Genomic DNA, 291 nt, shown 5'->3' on the forward strand with positions numbered 1-291 from the left:
CCGCCCCCCACGACACCGACGGCGAACCGGTGTCCGCCGACCGGATACGGCAGATGATGGAGACCGGCATCCTGGCCGCCCGAGCCGAGGGCGAGGCCACCACGGTCGCCCGCATCAACCGCCTCGCCGCACGCCTCCAGACCTGCCTACTCCCGGACCGGGCCGAGAAGGACCACGCCCGCGCCGACGCCGAGCGCGGCGCCCGCCTGGACGTGACCTTCGGCGGATCGTTCCTCTTCCAAGCCTGGGGCTCGGCCGCCGACGCCGTCCTACTGCGGGCCTGCCTGGACT

The 291-nt window shown here is 74.2% G+C and carries 1 pseudogene; it reads left to right on the top strand.

Going from position 1 to position 291, the window contains the following annotated elements:
- Positions 1 to 291 (top strand): annotated as a pseudogene (locus ACJOT3_RS34855) (HNH endonuclease); the annotation flags it as partial.

It is taken from the genome of Nocardiopsis protaetiae (assembly GCF_045446735.1).
GTDB lineage: Bacteria > Actinomycetota > Actinomycetes > Streptosporangiales > Streptosporangiaceae > Nocardiopsis > Nocardiopsis protaetiae.